Genomic DNA, 16,903 nt, shown 5'->3' with positions numbered 1-16,903 from the left:
ACACTTCGGCCATGACCAGGGCGGGACAGGTGGTGGCGCTCGTCGTGTGCCTCGTGCTGGCCGGATGCACCCGCGTCATCGACGACGCTCGGCCACGCGCCGACGTGCCCGTCGGGCCCATTCCGGTGACGCAGGTCGACGACCTCGTCAGCCCCGAGGGTAAGACGCGGACGGATTCGGACGGCAACCTCTTCGTCGCCGTGGACCCCGAGCGGTGCGCCGGGCTGTCCCGAGAGGTGGAGCCGCCCTTCATCGTCGCCGGCCGGCCCGCAGCGCAGTCAGGTGCGGTGTGGGACGCCCCGGAGGAGGTCGGTGGCGCCGGCATCGTCGAACTCCTCGGCGTCTATCCGACGACCTTCGATGCGGCCGCCGCGATCGCCACGGTTCGGCGCACGATCGACTCCTGCCGCGGAACGGTGCTGTCGGTCCGGGGTACCGACGGGTCCCACTTCGACTTCGACGTCCTGCCACCCGTCGACTCCGGATCAGCCGACATCGTGCTGTGGTCGGTCAACGACCCCAGCGGATGGGCCTGCGACAACGCCTTCACCGCGGCGTACAACGCGGCCATCGAGATCACGTCCTGCAACGTCACCAACGGCTTCGACGTCCTGGCGATGGCGAAGGCCGCACGCGAGCGGATCGAGGCGCTCGCCAACACGACCGCGTAGCACCGCCGACTGTGGGCCTCGTGTACGCGTTTGGAGCGAAAGCCGTACACGAGCCCCACACTCGGCGGGCGCGGCGCTACGGCGACTCGTCCACGAGTTCCCGACTACGGCGGAGCACGTCGAGCTGCGCCTCGTTGTACAGCTCGGTGATCGCCTCGGCGATGGTCTCGGCCGCGTACCGCTCTCCTCGCGGGGCGTCCGTCCGGGTCTCCCGCAGGCCGGGATGCGCGTCGTACAGCGCGCGGATGTACGGGGCCATCCGCTCGGCGAGTTCGCGACGAGTGGTCTCGTCGGCGTCGGCAGGCAGCTCGTCGAATGCCGAGGCCGTCGGCTCGGGGGGTGCGTTGTTCAGTACGTCGGCGTAGACACGCAGGCCCTCCGGTCCCAGCACCCGGGTCATGACGACGACGAGTGAGCGGTCGGCGTCTGATAGGGAGGCGACGGCGTCCGCCGGGACGAACTCCATCGGCAGGTCCGTGGGCGTGGAGGTCGCCAGCAGCCGGCCCACCTCGGCGCGGGCACCCTGCAACCGTTCGATGGTGTCCGCGAGTTCGGCGTCCAGGGCGAGCAGCGCCTCGCGCGGATGATCGTCGGAGTCGTCGAGTTCGGCGATCTGCGGCAGGGACAGGCCGAGATCCGTCAGACGCCTGATCCGCACCAGCCGGACGAGGTGGGGCACGCCGTACTGCTTGTAGCCGTTGGAGCGGCGCTCGGGCTCGGCCAGCAGACCGACCTGGTGGTAGTGCCGGACGGCCCGCACGCTGGTGCCGGCCAGCTCGGCGATCTCACGGGTGCTCCACGCCACGGTGCCATTCTGGTTCATCGCCGGATTTGACCGTGCCGCAGCGTCCGGGTGTGTGCTCGCGGCATGACCGAGAAAACGCTTTACCCAGCTCGCGACGAGCCGCTGACGCTCCTGGACCGCATGGGCGGTGTGTCGGGGCTGGTGGCGGGCGCCGTGCCGACCATCGCGTACGTGATCACGAACGCGGTCGCCGGACTTGATGCGGCGGTGGTCGTCGCCGTCTGCGCGAGCATCGGGTTGATCGTGCTGCGACGGGTGCGGAGGCAGTCGATCCAACCGGCCGTGTCGGGACTGCTCGGGGTCGGCGTCGCGGCGCTGATCGCCTTCTACACCGGCTCGGCCGAGGGCTACTTCCTGCCGGGCATCTGGGTGAGCCTGGTGATGGCCGTCGTCTGCGCGGTGTCCATCCTGGTTCGACGGCCGCTGGTGGGTGTGGTGTGGAACCTGTTGACGAGCACGGGGCCACGGCAGTCGTGGCGCTCGGACCGGATCACGATGCGGGCCTTCGACGTCGCGACGGTGGCGTTCACCGCGGTGTTCGCCGCGAGATTCCTCGTCCAGGACTGGCTCTACGACGCCGGGTCCACGGGGTGGCTGGCCTTCGCCCGCATCGCGATGGGCTATCCGCTGGTCGGGCTGGCACTGCTCGTGACGTACTGGGCGGTCCGGCGGGCGCGACGGCGCAGCAGTGCCGCCGCAGAGGTGGAGGCTCCCGCATCCACGTGAAGCCCCGCCGAGTGTGGGGCCTAGAGACGCATTCCGGGCGAATCGCGTACATCAGCCCCACGCTCGGCGAAGGGCTTGGCGCCTACTGGTGCAGCGAGCTGCCCTTCTGCCACTCCTGCCAGGGCAGCGTCCAGTCGCCGTTCTGGTCGAGGCGCAGCGGTGCGCCACCGGTGTTGCGCACCTCGACGACGTCACCGGGCTGCGAGAAGCCGTAGAACCACTCGGCGTTGTCGCTGTTGAGGTTCAGGCAGCCGTGGCTGGTGTCCGTGTTGCCCTGCGCCCACACCGTCGAGTTCAGCTGGTGCAGGTAGATGCCATCACTGCTGATCTGAGTGGCCCACGGGATGGTCTCGCGGTATCCGAGCCGACTGTTGACGGGCAGGCCGAACGTCGAGGAATCCATGATCACCGGGTTGGCCTTGCCGATGACGGTGTAGGTGCCGGGCGGTGTCCAGAAGCTCAGGGTCGTGCCGCCGATCGTCTCGGTGCCGCCCATGCCCATCGACGTCGGCATCGTGCGCACCAGCTTGCCGCCGTCGAACACGCTGACCTGCTTGGTGGTGTCGTCGGCGATGGAGACGTGCGAGTCGCCGATGGTGAACGAGACCTGTTCGTCCTGCTCGCCGTAGAGGCCGTCGCCCAGCTGGGTGCCGTAGAGGTCGGCCTGCACCCGCACCTTCGTGCCCGGCGCGTAGTAATTCTGCGGCCGCCAGTGGGCGGTCTGCGGGTCCACCCAGTACCAGCTGCCCGTCACCTTCGGCGACGTGGTGACCCGCAGGTTCTTCTCCGCGGCGGCCCGATCGGTGATCGGCTCGTCGAAGTGCGCGACGACGACCATGCCGATGCCGTAGGTACCGCCGTCCTGAATCGGCGTGTAGCCGACGGTGTTGAGGTACACCCGCGTCTGGTCACTCGGTGTCAGCGTCGTGAAGCTCGAGGTCTGCCGCGTGGGCATGCCGCCGGGGCCGCGCCCCGCGACGGTGAGGGTGTAGGTGCGCCCGTAGCCGAGCTGAACGGTCGGCTTCCACGCCGTGCCGTCGGGGGTGAGTACGCCGGGGATCTCCTTGCCGGCGTCGTTCACCATCTCGACGCTCTGCACGGCACCTCGGCTTGCCGAGACCAACACGCGTCCGTCGGGGTTGACGTCGACTGCGCCCGGGGCGGGGATCAGGTTCAACGCGGCGGGCTCGGTGGGGGACGGCGGCGCCGGAGCCTCCTCGAGCAGCGCGACCGACGCCGACGCCGGGCACGACGTGGTGCACTCGGGTGCGCTCGCGACCACGAACGTGCCGACGAGGACGAGCACGGCCAGCAGGCCGGCCAGGCAGGCGCCACGGACATGGCGGATGGGCGTCAAGTGTTCTCCAGTGGGTCGGCGAAGGCCAGGGCAATCGGAGTCCCGATCGGATGTCCACATCCTAGGGGACGAAAGCCCTCTCCGATGACCGGCGGTCGGGCTCGGGCATCTACGGCGACCGCTGCGTAAAGTCCCTGCACGTGAGCAGGTTTCGGGTGGTACCGGCGGCGTCCGCCGGGGTCCTGCTCGTCGCGGGCGTGGCGCTCGCCACGGCGGCGCCGGCGAGCGCAGGGTGCGAGACCCGCGGCACCGTGCAGTACTGCGACATGCCCGTCAGGCCGGACGGGACCTGGGACCGGTGCCGGATCGCGTTCGGCTACGGCATCAGCGGCGTGGGCGACTCCGAGCCCACCAGGGTCCGCTGCTCGGCCGTCGACCCGAACCGGCTCTGGTGGGTCGGCGAACCGCCGTACCACGTCGACCCCTGACCCTCGGGACCCCTACCACCCCCACCGCGGTGACGCCAGAGGCCGAACCTCCGAAGTTGCTGTGAATGGCCAGGATTGGTGCGACGACGACTGAGGGCAGATGTTGTGGAGAACGGTCCGGTGTCGTACCGTCAACCTCGTTGATTAGCCACCCTAGGGGAATCTCCTTGACATTCGCTGCCGGTATCCGGTGAAAGAGTCACGCGCGCAGCGTGTCTCGATCGGACGACGACTCGCCCGGCGCTGGATGCCGTTGGTCGCGGTGGTGGTGCTCGTCGTCGCCGGATTCGCCGTCTTCCGGCTGCACGGCATCTTCGCCTCCGAGGACGTCACGTCGACGCCGAGCGGGGCCGACAGCGACATCGTGCCGTTCAACCCCAAGCACGTGGTCCTGGAGGTCTACGGCCCACCCGGCACGGTCGCGACCATCACCTACCTTGACGTGAACGCTCAGCCGCAGCGAGCCGACGACGCGGCGCTGCCCTGGGCGTACGACGCCACCACGACCCAGCCTGCGGTGTTCGTCAACGTCTCGGCTCAGGGTGACGGCGACTCGATCGGGTGCCGCATCAAGATCGACGACGTCGTCAAGGACGAGAGATCGGTGAACACCCTGAACGCCTTCACCTTCTGCCTGGACAAGTCCGGATGAGCGCCCACCGCGTCCCGGACGTCATCCGGCGGTTCTCGGTCCTCATCGCGCTGTTCTGGCTCGCGCTGGCCGTGCTGACCAATGTCTTCGTGCCACAGCTGGAGACCGTCGCCGAGGCGCACAACGTCTCGCTCAGCCCGCAGGACGCCCCGTCGCTGCAGGCCAGCAAGCAGATCGGCAAGGTGTTCGACGAGTTCGACTCCGACAGCTCGGCGATGATCGTGCTGGAGGGCGATCAACCGCTCGGCGCCGACGCACACCGGTACTACGACGGTCTGGTCCAGAAGCTCGAGCAGGACACCACGCACGTCGAGCACGTCCAGGACTTCTGGGGCGACCCGCTGACCGCGGCCGGTTCGCAGAGCTCCGACGGCAAGGCGGCGCTGGTGCAGCTGTACCTCGCCGGAAATCAGGGTGAGTCGCTCGCCAACGAGTCGGTGAACTCGGTGCGCTCGATCGTCGACGAGACACCACCGCCGCCGGGCCTGAAGGCGTACGTCACCGGCGCCGCACCGCTCGTCACCGACCAGTTCGAGGTCGGTAGGCACGGCACGCTGAAGACCACCCTGATCACACTGGGCGTGATCGCGGTGATGCTGTTCTTCATCTACCGGCGTCTCACGACGGTGTTCCTCGTCATCTTCACGGTGATGATCGAACTCACCGCGTCGCGCGGCGTCGTCGCCGTCCTGGCCAACGCCGGCATCATCGAACTGTCGACCTACTCGACGAACCTGTTGACGCTGCTCGTCATCGCCGCCGGGACGGACTACGCGATCTTCCTGCTCGGCCGCTTCCACGAGGCGCGCTGGACGGGGGAGGACCGCGTCACGGCGTTCAACTCGATGTACCACGGCACGGCCCACATCATCCTCGGCTCGGGCCTGACCATCGCCGGCGCGGTGCTGTGCCTGAGCTTCACGAGGCTGCCGTACTTCCAAAGCCTGGGCGTCCCTGCGGGAATCGGCGTCCTCGTCGCGGTGGTGGCGGCGCTGACCCTGGCGCCGGCCCTGCTGATCATCGGTCGCCACTTCGGTCTGTTCGAGCCCAGCCGGCCCATGCGCACCCGGGGATGGCGCCGCATCGGGACGGCCATCGTCCGGTGGCCCGGGCCGATCCTGGTCGCGACCATCGGCATCGCGCTGATCGGGCTGCTCGCCCTGCCGGGCTACCAGACCAGCTACGACGCCCGGCCCTACCTGCCGTCGACGGCACCGGCCAACGTCGGCTACACCGCCGCCGAACGGCACTTCTCGCAGGCACGGCTCAATCCCGAGCTCCTGGTGGTGAAGGCCGATCACGACCTGCGAAACCCCACCGACATGATCCTGCTGGAGCGCGTCGCGAAGGCGGTCTTCCACACCGACGGGATCGCGCAGGTGCAGTCGATCACGCGGCCGCTCGGCACACCTCTGGACCACACGTCGATCCCGTTCCAGATCAGCGCGAGCAGCGCGCAGCAGATCAACAACCTGCCGTTCCAGCAGGCGCGCGGTGCTGATCTGCTCAAGCAGGTGGACGTCATCAACGACTCGATCGAGACGCTGCGGCAACAGTATGCGCTGCAACAGCAGTCGAGCGCGGCGACCGACGAGCAGACCAGGGCGTTCCAGCAGACCGTCGCGACCGCCGAGGATCTCCGCGACAAGATCGCGAACTTCGACGACTTCTTCCGGCCGATCCGCAGCTACTTCTACTTCGAGCCGCACTGCTTCGACATCCCGGCCTGCGCGGCGATCAGGTCGTTGTTCGACGCGCTCGACGGCATCGACGCGCTGACCGACCAGCTGAAGAACGTGTCGGGCAGCATCGCGAATCTCGATGCGCTGCAACCGAAGCTGCTGGCGCTCATCCCCCCGCAGATCACCAATCAGCAGACCAACCGCGACCTGACGCTCACGAACTATGCGACGACGTCCGGCATCAACGACCAGACTCAGGCGGCCCTGCAGAACTCGACGGCGCTGGGCCAGGCGTACGACGCCTCGAAGACCGACGACTCGTTCTATCTTCCGCCGGAGGCGTTCAGCAACCCCGAGTTCCAGCGCGGACTCAAGCTGTTCCTGTCACCAGACGGCACGGCCGCCCGGATGATCATCACCCACGAGGGCGATCCCGCGACGCCCGAGGGGATCTCGCACATCGAGTCCATCCGCCACGCGGCGCAGGAAGCGGTCAAGGGCACACCGCTCGGCGGGTCGAAGATCCTCATCGCCGGAACCGCCGCAACGTACAAGGACATTCAGGACGGCGCGAAGTACGACCTGATCATCGCCGCGATCGCCGCGATGAGCCTGATCCTGCTCGTCATGATGTTCATCACCCGCAGCATCGTCGCCGCGTTCGTCATCGTGGGCACGGTCGCGCTGTCGCTGGGGGCGTCGTTCGGGTTGTCGGTGCTGATCTGGCAGGACCTACTCGGCATCGACCTGTACTGGATCGTGTTGGCGCTGGCCATCATTCTGCTGCTGGCCGTGGGATCGGACTACAACCTGCTGCTGATCTCCCGGTTCAAGGAGGAGATCGGTGCGGGCCTCAACACCGGCATCATCAGGGCGATGGCGGGCTCGGGTGCGGTGGTAACGGCGGCCGGCCTGGTGTTCGCGGCGACGATGGCGTCGTTCGTCTTCGCCGATCTGCGGATCCTCGGCCAGATCGGCACGACGATCGCCCTCGGTCTGCTCTTCGACACGCTGATCGTGCGGTCCTTCATGACCCCGGCGGTGGCGGCGATCCTCGGCCGGTGGTTCTGGTGGCCGCTCAAGGTGCGGCAGCGTCCCGTCCCGCAACCGTTCCGCAGGGGCGACGACCAGCGGCAGCTCACCCTGTGGGACGACGACGAGGGCCCGTCGGTCGGAGCACACAGGCGCTGAGCACGCTAGGCCGTGGCCAGCTCCCGGTCGTCAACCACCTGGGCGTCGCGCAACCGCTTGCCGAGCCCCGCCACCTTGCGCAGCTGCACCGCCATGTTGATGGAGGTGAACATCGGGATGCCGCCGATGAACGTCCGGAACGACGGGTTGCCGCCGTGGACGTGCAGCACGTACAGGCAGCCCACCACGTAGAAGAAGCCGAGGGTGAACAGTGCGGCGGGGATCGCGTAGGCCAGTGGCGAGCGGGCGTCGGCGACGAGTTCGGCGGCGTAGTCGTGCTCGTCGCGGGTCAGCGGTTCGCGCTTGCGGATCTTGGCGAGCACCGCCTTGTGGGCGCCGATTTGATCACCCAGCGGGTGCGACGTGCGGCGCTCCAGCCGGCTGATGTAGACGAAGACGCCGGTGGCGAACACCGCTTCCATCACTCCGGCGAGGATGGTGAGGTCGCCCCACGGACCGAGGTTCATGCCTGAAAACGTTACCTTCTCTAAGTACCCATGTCGGATACTCACAGGAACGTGACAGGTGGCTGCGGGCGCGGCCGCGAACGTGACGCCAGTGCGAGGAATCAGCCGCGACGTCGCCGTGGCGTCACGCTCGTCGGCGGACGCTCAGCTGAAGCGGACGTGCAGCGTCGCGAGCCCGAAGATCTTGCGGCCGCCGGACTTCGCGGCCACGATGACGACGCCGGTGCGGGTCTCGGGGTCCAGCGACTTGATCCGGCCGCTGTACTCGATGTCGGCGCCCTCGGCGGCCGAGACGATCGCGGGCTGCGACAGGCGCACCGCGTAGCGGGTGATGGCACCGGGGTCGCCCAGCCACGACGCCGCGTACCCGGCGCCCAGGCCCATGGTGAGCATCCCGTGCGCGATCACGTCGGGCTGGCCCGCCAGCTTGGCGATCGACTCGTCCCAGTGCAGTGGGTTGGCGTCACCGGCCACGCCGGCGTAGTTCACCAGGTCGCCGCGGGACAGCCGGCCGTGGTGCACGGGCAGTTCGTCGCCGACGTTGACGTCCTCGAACGACGGCGAGCCGGGAGTGCGGGTCATGCCGCCGTCGGCGATCGGGACGACGGCCTCGGGGCGTGCGGCCTTCTTGAAGTCGGAGTGCGACTCGTCGCGTCCGAGCATGTTGACGTCGTGCATCATCACGCCCGCAACGGCCGCTCGGATCGCCGGATCCACGTCCTCGGGGGTAACGCCGACGACCGTGGTGTGCAGGGTGTGCACCCGCTCGCCCGCGGCGTCGGTGAAGGTGTTGGTGACCGTGATCAGGTCCCGGCCCGCCATGCGCCGCACCGAGGCCAGCTCGACGTCGGTGTGCAGCAGGTCGCCGGCCACGATCGGGCGGTGCTGCTCGAAGACCTCTTCGGTCTGCAGGTACATGTCGTAACCGATGACCACCGATTCGAACATTCGCTGGTTGCAGACCATCGCGGGCGCCGACGTGAAGGTCAGCGGTGCAACCAGGCCCGAGTAGCCGAGCTTCTCCGCGGCGGGGAGGTCCCAGTGCGCGGGATGGTAGTTCTGCACCGCGCGGGCGAACTCGCGGACGCGCTCGTGCCCTACGAGGTAGGTGTCGTCTGCCTGGTAGTAGTGGCCGACCCGGGATTCGAGTTCCGACGCCTCTGCTGCTGTGGTCACGGGATCGTCCTCATCGAAGGTGCTCAAAACTTTCCGATCGGCTCGTGCGCTGATGCCGACCCCAGCACATTAACGCGCGACGAGCCCGGCGCTAAACGCCGATGCGCGTGCGTCCGGGCGGGCGAGCCTCACCAGGAGCCGCCGCCACCGCCGCCGCCACCGTCACCCCCGCCACCGCCGAACCCCCCGCCGCTGCCGCCGTACGACCCACCGTCGCCGCCGCCGCCGCCCGACTCGATCGAGGCCACGGGCGAATAGGAGCCGATGCTGGCCGCCACCGCGTACTGCAGACCGGTGACCCCCGCAGCACCGCCTGCGGAGTCGAGCCGGGACCACGGCGGCTCCGGTGCCGGCGTGCCCGTGACCTTTTCGAACGTGGCCGCCCAGCGGGCTGCAATGCCCGCGACCACGGCATACGGCACATAAGAGGTGTAGATGCCCGAGCGACCGGAGAAGTCGAAGCGCGCCTCGGACGATCCCGTGGCGAGCAGGCGGTGGAAGCCCCGGGCCTTGGACGTCAGGTGGAGACCCGCCTCCGTGCGACGGAGGTCGGCGTTCACCCGCCACGCCGGGACCGACGCCAGTAGGGCGACGGCGAACGGCAGACCCCACAGGGTCGGGATGCCGGACCACGGGCTGACCAAAGCGACCGCGACCAGCGCGGCCACCACCCCGGCGCTGCGCAGGCCGATGACGTCGAGGCGGCGACCGGCGACCACGAGACGTTCGCGCTCGGCCCACTTCCGGACCGCGCCGTCGAGGTCATCACGCGCCCGGGCCAGCTGCCGTCCCGCGGTGGCCGTCCCGTTGGCGTTGAGCACCTCCCCGGCTCGGGCGAGCCCGAGCAGGGCGCCGGTGCGCCGGCTGACGGAGTCGACGCGGTCCCAGGCGTCCTGGTCGGCGATGCCCTCCACCGTCCACCGGGTTTCATTGACCTCGGTGAGGGTGATCAGCTTCTCGTCCGCGAGGTGCAGCAGTGTCGCGGTGAGCGCGTCGGGACTCACCGTCAGCGTGCGGACGAAGTCCCACTGTGCGGGCCCCAACCCATCGGGCGGCGCGTTCTGCACGGGTGCGGCGGTGAACCCGTCGCGGATGCTCCTCAGCCAGAGCCGCACGCCGATGGCCGCGACCACGGCGAGCACGGTGGGCCAGACGAGACCGCCGAGGTGACGATCGAAGACGGCGTCGAAGCGTGGGCTCCAGGGGATGAACGTCTGGTCCGGGGTGGCGACGTCGGTGCCGGCGCGCACGGTGATGGGGGTTCGGGACGCCAGGTCGTTCGCCCGGATTCGCACGGTGTCGCCCTCGACGTCGAAGCCGACGCAGGGCCGTTCCCGGTCGCCGATCCCGACCGTGCAGCCGCCGCCGGCCACCGGTTCGGGCAGCGTCACCGACACGGTGGCATGGTCGATCCGGTTGTTCCACGCGGGCACCACCTGCCAGAGGAGCACCGATGCCGTGTCGCGGGGTTCGCCTGTAGTGGAGGCGAAGTCGACGTCGGCGCCGGTGCTGCCGGGATCGAGGACGGCGTCCACGCGATAGCTGATGGTGACGACGTGCGATCCCTCCTGGAGCACGCGATGGGGATCCCCGATCCGCGCGAGGTAGGTGGTCGGGTCCTGCCACGACGTGGCGACGTCGGTCGGGCGGCCGTCTATCTCGGCGGTGACGTCCGTCGGCAGTCGCCGGGTGTGGGGCGCGTAGGCGTTCGCGTCGCTGAAGGCTCGCACGAGCCCGTGCTTGGCGGCGGGGAAGAGTCCGGTGATGGTCTCGACGGCCGACATCCGCCCGTCGGCGTCCACGGTGAAGTCGGCGCGGTAGTCGGTGAAGCGGACGGGATCGCCGACGGCGGAGTCGTCACCGAGGCCGAAGACGATCGCCGGCCAGAGGACGCCGACGGCGACGACGGCGATGGCTGCGGCCCAGGCGATGATGCGGCGAACGTTCACGCGCACCCCCGAGACCGTCGCTGCCGATGACCTATCGACCGTATCCCGGTTCGGAACCGGGCGGCCGCACCAAAGCCGGGGGCCTACAGGTCGTCGGAGAAGTCGGCGGTCATCCAGCGATCGGGGCGCACGGTGAACATCACGTTGCCGACATCGCGCATCGACTCCATGAAGGCGTGCCCACCTTCCTCGCCCAGGTAGCGGACCGCGATCGCCAGGCCGATGTCCTTCGGCGTGGGCGTCGTCGTGTCGACGACGGTGCCCTCGACGACCACGTACTGATACGGCGGTTCCTCGCGCTGGACCACCAGGGTGACGGCGCCCGCGTCCCGGATCAGTCGCGCCTTGCGCGAGGAGGCTCCGGTGCTGATCCGGATGAGACCGTCCGCGTAGTCGTACCAGATGGGGACGCTGGCGGGCGGGCGCCCGTTGTCCGCTGCCACCGACAGCACGGCGACGCGGACGTCCTGGAGGAACTGCTGCCGGTCCTGCTCTGAGAAGGCCTTCACGACTCGGGCAACGCGAGTGCTCGGCGGGGCTATTCCCCGGTCCGATCAGACGGTGAATCCGCCGTCGACGTTCCAGTTGGCGCCCGTCACGAAGCCGGACTCGCGGCCGGCCAGGAATCCGACGATCGCGGCGACGTCCGTCGTGTGGCCGTAGCGGCCCAGCGGCATGATCTTCTTGAGGCTCTCGGGGAAGTCCCCGCCGTCGTCGGGGTTGGCGTCGGTGTCGATGGGGCCGGGCTGCACGTTGTTGACGGTGATGCCGCGGGGGCCGAGTTCGCGGGCCAGGCCACGGGTGAACGACGACACCGCGCCCTTGGTGAGCGCGTACACCGACAGTCCCGGCCCGGGCACCCGGTCGGCGTTGATGCTGCCGATGTTGATGATCCGCCCGCCGTCGGTCAGGTGCGGCACCGCGGCCTGAGTCGTCCAGAAGACGCTGCCCACGTTGACGGCGATCATCCGGTCGTACTGGTCGGCGGTGTAGTCCTCGACGGCCGCGATGGCCACGACCGCGGCGTTGTTCACGACGACGTCCAGGCCGCCCAGCTCGCGGACCGTCTGCTCGACCGCGGCGACGTTCTGGGCGGGATCGCCGGCGTCCGACCGGATCGCGAGGGCGGTGCCACCCGAGGCGGCGACGTCGGCGACGAGCTTCTCGGCGTCGGCGGCCGAGGAGGCGTAGGTGAAGGCGACGGCGGCGCCGCCCGCGGTCAGCCGCCGGACGATCTCGGCGCCGATGCCGCGCGAACCTCCGGTTACCAGCGCCCGCTTGCCGGCCAGGGGTGTGGTGCTCATCGTGAACGACCTCTCGGTGAATTACGAACCGTAGTGTTACTTATTACGCTGGGTGAAGCCGGGCGGCAGTGAAAGTCATTCCTGGTGTGACCGGCATCACATGAAGGAGGTCAGCAGTGGCAGTCGGCCGGCCGCGCGAGTTCGATCCCGACGACGTCGAGGAGCAGGCGATGACGCTGTTCTGGGAGCGCGGGTTCGACGCCGTCTCGATCTCCGACGTCACTGCCGCGACCGGCGTGAACCGCCGCAGCGTGTACGCCGAGTTCGGCTCGAAGGAGCAGCTGTTCGCACGCGCGATGCGGCGTTACCTCGCCGGTCCCGGCGGCTACACGACGATGGCGCTGGCCATGCCCACCGCGCGCGACGTCGCCCACGCGATGGTGCACGGTGCAGTCGAGGCGGTCAGTGGCGAGACGCGGGGGTGCCTCACCGTCGGGCGGGCGCCCGGGCTCGCCGACCTACGGGAGGCCGGCGTGCGCGAACTCGCCGCGCGCTTCGACGTCGCGGCGGAGCGTGGCGAGCCGGTGGGCGACGACACGCTGACCCTCGCCCGGTGGATCTCGGCCGTGTGCCAGGGAATCTCGATACAGGCCACGGGCGGAGCCGGCCGGGACGAGCTGCACGCCGTCGCGGACCGGGCGATGGCCGGCTGGCCGGAGACGTGACCGTCCGGCCGGCACGGGAACCGGCAGCCGTCGCGCTCGCCGTGGTCCTCGCGGTGCTCGGCAGCATCGCGATCCAGGTCCTCGAGGACGTCACGATCCGGGTGGCCATCGGCGTCGCGGTGACCGTGGCGCTGCTGGGGTTCGGAGTCCTGCTGCGCCGGCGAGCGGGATGCGAGGGTCCGGCCGACACCGTGCTCGCCCTCGGCGCCGTCTCGGTCTTCGGCTGGGCCTCCGCCATCATCACCGCGAACGGGTCGGTGGCGCACTGGATCTCGACCGCGTCGCTCCCGGCCGTGTTCCTCGTGGTGAACTCCACGAAGCTGATCTCGGTGGCCGTCCTGCTCGCCATCGCCGTCGGCTATCGCTGGTCGCCGCGGCGGCTCCTCGTCACCAGGGGCAGGCTCGACGCACCGACCGGCGTTCCGGGACTGCGGTGGTCGGTGGCCGGCCCGCTGGTGATCGTCGTGGTCTCCGTCTTCTTCCTCACCGATCCCGCCGTGCTGGACCGGGCGTCCGGCGCCAGTGGTCTCGTCGGCGTCCTGGTGGGCGCGCTGCCACTGCTGGTCGTCGGGCCCGGCGTCGCGCTCGTCGTGTCCGCGGCCGTCTTCGGCGTCGGCCACGTCACGGGCAGTCCGGGAGGCGTCACCGGCGTGCTCTTCACCTTCGTCTTCGGTCTCGTCACGGGGTTGGCGATGCTGCAGAACCGGGGCACCGCCTGGAACACGACCATCCACTTCTTCGCGGACCTCGCTGCGATCACCAGCATCGTCATCCTCGGTACGACGTAGTCGCGTCGCCGGTCGAACCGGAGTCGGACAGTAAGCTCGCGACGTGACCGGCGAGCCCCGCCCCGAACTCCAACGAGACGCCGAGCGCACCCGCGCCGACCTCCTCGCCGTCGCCACCGAGGTGTTCGCGGAGTCGGGTTACTCGGGAGCCCGGGTCGACGAGATCGCCGAGCGCACCCGCACCACCAAGCGGATGATCTACTACTACTTCGGTGGCAAGGAAGGCCTCTACATGGCCGTGCTGGAGAGCGCCTACCGCGGCATCCGCGAGGCCGAGCAGCGCCTGCAGGTCGACCACGTCGACCCGGTGGTGGCCATCCGCAACCTCGCCGAACTGACCTTCGACCACCATCTCGACCACCAGGCATTCATCCGTCTCGTGGCGATCGAGAACATCCACCGTGGCGAGTACATCGGTCGGATCGACTCCCTGCGCACACTCGGCCAGCCCGCGACCTCGCTGCTGGACGAGATCCTGGCCCGCGGACACGAGCAGGGGGTGTTCCGGGCCGACGTCGACGCGCTCGACGTGCACCTCCTCATCAGCTCGTACTGCGTGTTCCAGGTGGCGAACCGCTACACCTTCGGGTTCCTGTTCGACGTGGACTTCACCGAGACCACTCGGCGCGCCCACCTGCGTCGCATGATCGGCGACGTCGTCGTCGGCTGGCTCACCACGCACTGACGAGCGATCCGCCTCACACGATGTCCTTGACGAGACGTGGGCCACAGTGCTCTACTTTTACGAACGTACTAGTTCGTACATTAGTTGGGACGGTGACGCAGTGGCTCGCAGCCCGTATCTGGTCGGCCTGGTCGGACAGGGCGTCGGCCCGTCGCTGACCCCGGCCATGCACATGGCCGAGGGTCGGGCCCACGGCCTCGACTACGTCTACCGCACGATCGATCTCACCTCCGCGGGCCTCGCCGCCGATCAGATCGGGGACGTCCTCACGTGGGCGCGCGCCCTCGGCTTCGACGCACTCAACGTCACCCACCCCTGCAAGCAGTCGGTGATCCCGCACCTCGACGACCTCGACGACGGGGCCAGAGCGCTCGGTGCGGTGAACACGGTGGTGTTCCAGGCGCACGGCACCATCGGCCACAACACCGACGCGCCCGGCTTCGGCACGGGGTTCGCCGAGGGCCTGCCCGGTGCCGCGACGTCGAACGTCGTCCTGCTGGGCGCCGGCGGTGCGGGTGCCGCGGTCGGGCATGCACTCCTGGACCTCGGCGCCGAGCACCTCACCGTCGTCGACCTCGACGTCGAGCGGGCCACGGCGCTCGCCGGCGACCTCGGCGCGCGGCACCGCGACGCCCGCGTCGACGCATCGGCATTCGACAAGCTCTCGATCCTGTTGCCGCACAGCGACGGTGTCGTGCACTGCACCCCCACCGGCATGGCCGACCACCCGGGCATGCCGTTCGACGCCGGCCTGCTGCACCCCGAACTGTGGGTGGCCGACATCGTCTACCGGCCGCTCGACACGGCGCTGCTGACCGCTGCCCGTCGCGCCGGGTGCCGGACCCTCGACGGCGGACACATGGCCGTCCACCAGGCGGCCATCGCCTTCGAACTGATCACCGGCATCGCCCCGGATGCCGACCGGATGTCACGCCACTTCCGCACGCTCGCCCAGTAGTCACCGCCAAGTTCACCGAGGAACGTAGGAGGAACCGATGAGCATCACCGACAGCACCCCACCCGACGGCGTCCCCGCCGCCGCACCGGAACGGACGCCGAAGAAGGCCGCCCTGGCCAGCTTCATGGGCAGCGCCGTCGAGTATTACGACTTCTTCGTGTTCGGTTTCGTTGCGGCTCTGGTGTTCCCGAAGATCTTCTTCCCCGAGGGCAACGAGACCGTGGCCCTGGCGCAGTCCTTCGCGACCCTGGGCGTCGCCTACCTGGCCCGGCCGATCGGTGCGTTCGTGATCGGCCACTTCGGCGACCGGATCGGGCGCCGCAACGTCCTGATGTTCACGCTCGTCCTCATGGGCGCATCGACCTTCGCCATCGGCTGCCTCCCGACGTACGGTGCGGTCGGGGTGCTCGCGCCCATCCTGCTGGTGACGTGCAGGCTGCTGCAGGGCTTCTCGGCCGCGGGGGAGCAGGCCGGCGCCAGTTCGCTGACCCTCGAGCACTCGCCCGACCACCAGCGCGCGTTCTTCACGTCCTGGACGCTGACCGGAACCCAGGGCGGTCTGATCCTCGCCTCGCTCGTCGTCATTCCCGTCGTCGCCCTCCCCGACGAGGACCTGTACTCCTGGGGCTGGCGAGTTCCGTTCTGGCTGAGCGCATTCGTGGTCGTGGTCGCCTACTTCATCCGGCGCCGACTGCACGAGACGCCCGAGTTCGAGGACGCCAAGGCCAGCGGCACGATCGCCAAGATGCCGCTGGCGCCGCTGATGCGCAATCACTGGCGCGACGTCCTGCGGGTGATCTTCTGCGCGATGATCGCCGCCGTGTCGACGGTGTTCGCCAACCTGGCCATCGCCTACGGCAAGAAGATGGGCCTCAACGCCGACGAGACCCTGTGGCTGGTCGTCGTCGCGAACATCGTGGCGCTGGGCACCCAGCCGCTGTTCGGCAAGCTCGCCGACAAGATCGGACGCAAGCCGGTGTTCATCTACGGCGCACTGTCGTCGGCGATCCTGATGCCCTTCTACCTGCTGTCGATGAGCGGCGGCAACGACCTGCTGATGTTCGCCCTGGCGATCGCGACGTTCTCGTTCGGCTACGCCGCCGCCAACGCCGTGTGGCCGTCGTTCTACGGTGAGATGTTCTCCACGCGTGTTCGGTTCTCCGGCTTGGCGATCGGCACCCAGCTGGGCTTCCTGGTCGCCGGTTTCGCCCCGGCCATCGTCACCGCGCTGGGCGGCGTGGAGGAGGGTGGCTGGGTGGTCATCAGCATCTTCACCGCCGTCGTCTGCCTGATCGCCACCGCCGCCGCGCTGACGGCGCGGGAGACCAAGGACGTCACGACCGCGGAGTTGGGTGGCACGGAGCCCGCCGCGGCGCGCAAGCTCGTCGACCACTAGGAA

Annotated in this window: 17 protein-coding genes; 10 read left to right on the top strand and 7 right to left on the bottom strand. The window is 69.2% G+C overall.

The genetic code is table 11. The features are described 5' to 3' along the window. Positions 1 to 11: 11 nt before the first annotated feature. Positions 12 to 671, top strand: coding sequence for a sensor domain-containing protein (locus tag G6N64_RS05045; RefSeq protein WP_163795888.1), 660 nt, complete (start codon positions 12 to 14; stop codon positions 669 to 671). Positions 672 to 747: 76 nt separating this feature from the next. On the opposite strand, the gene G6N64_RS05040 is transcribed toward G6N64_RS05045, so the two are convergent. Beyond that, positions 748 to 1,494, bottom strand: a complete 747-nt coding sequence (locus tag G6N64_RS05040) for a helix-turn-helix domain-containing protein (protein ID WP_174266759.1) — start codon at positions 1,492 to 1,494, stop codon at positions 748 to 750. A 45-nt stretch (positions 1,495 to 1,539) separates the two neighbouring features. On the opposite strand from G6N64_RS05040, the gene G6N64_RS05035 reads away from it, so the two are divergent. Further along, on the top strand, positions 1,540 to 2,202 hold the full coding sequence (locus G6N64_RS05035; protein WP_163795887.1) for a DUF3159 domain-containing protein: 663 nt from the start codon (positions 1,540 to 1,542) through the stop codon (positions 2,200 to 2,202). An 82-nt stretch (positions 2,203 to 2,284) separates the two neighbouring features. Here G6N64_RS05035 and G6N64_RS05030 read toward each other — a convergent pair whose 3' ends face one another. Further along, positions 2,285 to 3,559 carry a L,D-transpeptidase gene (locus G6N64_RS05030; protein WP_246230951.1) on the bottom strand — a complete coding sequence of 425 codons (1,275 nt, stop codon included), beginning with the start codon at positions 3,557 to 3,559 and terminating at the stop codon, positions 2,285 to 2,287. 140 nt (positions 3,560 to 3,699) lie between these two features. Between G6N64_RS05030 and G6N64_RS05025 the strand changes: the two genes are divergently transcribed. From G6N64_RS05025 to G6N64_RS05015, 3 genes are all read left to right on the top strand, one after another. Next, positions 3,700 to 3,987 carry a CDGP domain-containing protein gene (locus tag G6N64_RS05025; protein WP_163795885.1) on the top strand — a complete coding sequence of 96 codons (288 nt, stop codon included), beginning with the start codon at positions 3,700 to 3,702 and terminating at the stop codon, positions 3,985 to 3,987. Positions 3,988 to 4,234: 247 nt separating this feature from the next. Beyond that, the gene (locus G6N64_RS05020) at positions 4,235 to 4,639 is read left to right on the top strand and encodes an MmpS family transport accessory protein (protein WP_163795884.1); all 405 of its coding nucleotides are present in this window, start codon (positions 4,235 to 4,237) and stop codon (positions 4,637 to 4,639) included. Next, on the top strand, positions 4,636 to 7,512 hold the full coding sequence (locus G6N64_RS05015; RefSeq protein WP_163795883.1) for an MMPL/RND family transporter: 2,877 nt from the start codon (positions 4,636 to 4,638) through the stop codon (positions 7,510 to 7,512). The genes G6N64_RS05020 and G6N64_RS05015 overlap by 4 nt, the downstream gene beginning before the upstream one ends. A 5-nt stretch (positions 7,513 to 7,517) precedes the next feature. Here G6N64_RS05015 and G6N64_RS05010 read toward each other — a convergent pair whose 3' ends face one another. The 5 genes from G6N64_RS05010 to G6N64_RS04990 all read right to left on the bottom strand — a co-directional run bounded on the left by G6N64_RS05010 (position 7,518) and on the right by G6N64_RS04990 (position 12,408). Next, a complete protein-coding gene (locus G6N64_RS05010; RefSeq protein WP_163795882.1) occupies positions 7,518 to 7,979 on the bottom strand; it encodes a hypothetical protein in 462 nt (153 codons plus the stop codon). Positions 7,980 to 8,123: 144 nt separating this feature from the next. Next, the gene (locus G6N64_RS05005; protein ID WP_163795881.1) at positions 8,124 to 9,155 is read right to left on the bottom strand and encodes a fused (3R)-hydroxyacyl-ACP dehydratase subunits HadA/HadB; all 1,032 of its coding nucleotides are present in this window, start codon (positions 9,153 to 9,155) and stop codon (positions 8,124 to 8,126) included. A gap of 128 nt (positions 9,156 to 9,283) precedes the next feature. Continuing rightward, positions 9,284 to 11,110: a DUF2207 family protein gene (locus G6N64_RS05000; RefSeq protein ID WP_163795880.1), complete on the bottom strand. Its 1,827-nt coding sequence runs from the start codon at positions 11,108 to 11,110 to the stop codon at positions 9,284 to 9,286. Between the two features lie 77 nt (positions 11,111 to 11,187). Continuing rightward, positions 11,188 to 11,613, bottom strand: a complete 426-nt coding sequence (locus tag G6N64_RS04995; RefSeq protein ID WP_163795879.1) for a pyridoxamine 5'-phosphate oxidase family protein — start codon at positions 11,611 to 11,613, stop codon at positions 11,188 to 11,190. Between the two features lie 45 nt (positions 11,614 to 11,658). Then, on the bottom strand, positions 11,659 to 12,408 hold the full coding sequence (locus G6N64_RS04990) for an SDR family oxidoreductase (protein WP_163795878.1): 750 nt from the start codon (positions 12,406 to 12,408) through the stop codon (positions 11,659 to 11,661). Positions 12,409 to 12,524: 116 nt separating this feature from the next. Here G6N64_RS04990 and G6N64_RS04985 point away from each other — a divergent pair, with 116 nt between their 5' ends. From G6N64_RS04985 to G6N64_RS04965, 5 genes are all read left to right on the top strand, one after another. Beyond that, positions 12,525 to 13,073: a TetR/AcrR family transcriptional regulator gene (locus G6N64_RS04985; protein ID WP_163795877.1), complete on the top strand. Its 549-nt coding sequence runs from the start codon at positions 12,525 to 12,527 to the stop codon at positions 13,071 to 13,073. Beyond that, a complete protein-coding gene (locus G6N64_RS04980; RefSeq protein ID WP_163795876.1) occupies positions 13,070 to 13,861 on the top strand; it encodes a CPBP family glutamic-type intramembrane protease in 792 nt (263 codons plus the stop codon). Before G6N64_RS04985 ends, G6N64_RS04980 begins: the two co-directional genes overlap by 4 nt. Positions 13,862 to 13,904: 43 nt before the next feature. After that, positions 13,905 to 14,546, top strand: coding sequence for a TetR/AcrR family transcriptional regulator (locus tag G6N64_RS04975; protein ID WP_163795875.1), 642 nt, complete (start codon positions 13,905 to 13,907; stop codon positions 14,544 to 14,546). Positions 14,547 to 14,646: 100 nt separating this feature from the next. Then, positions 14,647 to 15,504 (top strand): shikimate dehydrogenase, encoded by an 858-nt coding sequence (locus tag G6N64_RS04970; protein WP_163795874.1) that lies wholly within the window; start codon positions 14,647 to 14,649, stop codon positions 15,502 to 15,504. A gap of 37 nt (positions 15,505 to 15,541) precedes the next feature. Next, positions 15,542 to 16,900, top strand: a complete 1,359-nt coding sequence (locus tag G6N64_RS04965; protein ID WP_163795873.1) for an MFS transporter — start codon at positions 15,542 to 15,544, stop codon at positions 16,898 to 16,900. The last annotated feature ends 3 nt before the right edge of the window (positions 16,901 to 16,903 follow it).

It is taken from the genome of Mycolicibacterium sediminis, assembly GCF_010731735.1.
GTDB classification, from domain to species: domain Bacteria; phylum Actinomycetota; class Actinomycetes; order Mycobacteriales; family Mycobacteriaceae; genus Mycobacterium; species Mycobacterium sediminis.
This window is presented reverse-complemented; position numbering and strand designations above follow the sequence as displayed.

Excerpts from the sequence above, each read along its gene's own strand:
- G6N64_RS05045 (WP_163795888.1), top strand. The coding sequence starts at position 12 with ATGACCAGGGCGGGACAGGTGGTGGCGCTCGTCGTGTGCCTCGTGCTG.
- G6N64_RS05040 (WP_174266759.1), bottom strand. The coding sequence starts at position 1,494 with ATGAACCAGAATGGCACCGTGGCGTGGAGCACCCGTGAGATCGCCGAG.
- G6N64_RS05035 (WP_163795887.1), top strand. The coding sequence starts at position 1,540 with ATGACCGAGAAAACGCTTTACCCAGCTCGCGACGAGCCGCTGACGCTC.
- G6N64_RS05020 (WP_163795884.1), top strand. The coding sequence starts at position 4,235 with ATGCCGTTGGTCGCGGTGGTGGTGCTCGTCGTCGCCGGATTCGCCGTC.
- G6N64_RS05015 (WP_163795883.1), top strand. The coding sequence starts at position 4,636 with ATGAGCGCCCACCGCGTCCCGGACGTCATCCGGCGGTTCTCGGTCCTC.
- G6N64_RS05010 (WP_163795882.1), bottom strand. The coding sequence starts at position 7,979 with ATGAACCTCGGTCCGTGGGGCGACCTCACCATCCTCGCCGGAGTGATG.
- G6N64_RS04990 (WP_163795878.1), bottom strand. The coding sequence starts at position 12,408 with ATGAGCACCACACCCCTGGCCGGCAAGCGGGCGCTGGTAACCGGAGGT.
- G6N64_RS04965 (WP_163795873.1), top strand. The coding sequence starts at position 15,542 with ATGAGCATCACCGACAGCACCCCACCCGACGGCGTCCCCGCCGCCGCA.